The organism is Oleiphilus sp. HI0128 (assembly GCF_001635365.1).
In genome coordinates this window covers 1-1,980 of record NZ_LWGG01001215.1, presented here as the reverse complement: position 1 = coordinate 1,980, position 1,980 = coordinate 1, and the positions used below count along the sequence as shown (strand labels likewise).

The following is a 1,980-nucleotide window of genomic DNA, read 5'->3' as shown; positions in this document are numbered from 1 at the left end:
TTTTATTCCACCTCTATGTGCCGCTAATAACTTTTCTTTCAAGCCACCAATAGCAAGGACCTGACCACGCAAGGTTATTTCACCTGTCATCGCAACGTCTGCACGAACTGGAATGCCAGTAAATGAGGAAACCATTGCCGTGCACATTGCGATACCCGCACTCGGCCCATCTTTTGGCGTCGCACCTTCAGGAACATGGACATGAATATCATGCTTTTCATGAAAGTTGTCATCGATATAAAAGCCGCCAGCTCGACTTCTTACAACAGTCATAGCAGCTTGTATTGACTCCAGCATTACATCACCCAAAGACCCCGTCCGAACAACCTTACCTTTACCCGGCACAGTACTACATTCAATTGACAACAACTCGCCGCCAACCTGCGTCCATGCCAGACCAGTAACCTGCCCTACCCGGTCCTTTTCATCAGCCATGCCGTAACTAAATTTGCGCACACCTAAGTACTGATCGATATTTTTGCTATCTACGGTAATCTCAATAGCCTCTTTAGACTCTAGAATTTCCTTCACTACCTTGCGACAAACTTTAGCAAGCTCTCGCTCCAGCCCTCGAACACCCGCTTCTTTGGTGTAATAACGAATCACATCTCTTATTGCATCTTCGGCAATAGCGAGCTCACCTTTTTTCAGGCCATTATCTTTGATCTGTTTCGGGATCAGGTATTTTTGCGCGATATTGATCTTTTCATCTTCGGTGTAACCCGGAATACGGATAACCTCCATACGATCAAGCAAGGCCGGAGGGATGTTCATTGAGTTTGAGGTACAGACAAACATAACATCGGACAAATCATAATCTACTTCTAGATAGTGATCATTAAAGGTATGATTTTGTTCTGGATCTAACACCTCAAGCAAAGCCGAAGCCGGGTCACCACGATGATCAGCACCCAATTTATCGATTTCATCAAACAAGAACAGCGGGTTCTTCACTTCGACTTTAGAAAGCTTCTGAATCAGTTTACCTGGCATTGAACCGATATAAGTTCGGCGATGACCACGAATCTCTGCTTCATCACGCACACCACCCAGTGCAACACGGGTATATTTTCGGTTTGTTGCCTTCGCAATAGATTGCCCCAAGGAGGTTTTACCTACACCAGGAGGCCCAACCAAGCACAATACCGGCCCTTTAAGCTTCTTAACCCGGCTCTGTACCGCTAAATATTCGATAATGCGGTCTTTGACCTCTTCTAGGCCATAGTGGTCTGCATCAAGAATTTCTCTTGCCTTAACGATATCGTGTCGAACTTTACTTTTCTTCTTCCAGGGAAGATTTACAAGCCACTCAACATAGCCTCGCACAACTGATGCCTCTGAAGACATCGGTGACATCATCTTCAACTTCTTAAGCTCTGCTTCAGCCTTCTTCTTGGCCTCTGCACTCATGCCAACCGTTTGAATTTTGTTTTCCAGCTCTTCGAACTCGTTACCACCTTCGTTGATCGCTCCCATTTCTTTCTGGATAGCTTTCATTTGCTCATTCAGGTAGTACTCGCGCTGACTCTTTTCCATTTGCTTCTTAACACGACCACGAATGCGCTTCTCGACCTGAATCAGATCAAGCTCGCCTTCGATAACAGCTAACAACATTTCTGCACGCTGCCCGACATTCAACTCTTCCAGAACATCCTGCTTATCGGCTATTTTGAGTTCCAAATGAGCAGCAACGGTATCGATCAACCTAATAGGGTCAGAAATATTCGTTAACGACGAGACGATTTCAGCAGGAATTTTTTTACTCACCTTACTCAGCTTTTCAAACTGAGACATTAAGGTTTGCACAAGCCCCTGAAACTCAGACTGCTCTGGGTGAGACTCTTCCAGCTCACTCGTTTTTGCTGACAAGAACTCTTCTGAAGCAACCCGATCAACACTGACTCGGTACTCACCTTCGATCAGCACTTTAACCGTACCATCGGGCAGCTTTAACATTTGCAATATATTTGCAACCGTACC

1 protein-coding gene is annotated in these 1,980 nt (G+C 45.4%); it reads right to left on the bottom strand.

Annotation, left to right across the window (positions count from 1 at the left end; all coding sequences use genetic code 11):
• Positions 1 to 1,980, bottom strand: a 1,980-nt coding sequence (gene lon, locus A3763_RS20525; protein ID WP_068760424.1) for an endopeptidase La, incomplete at both ends; no start/stop codon positions are given.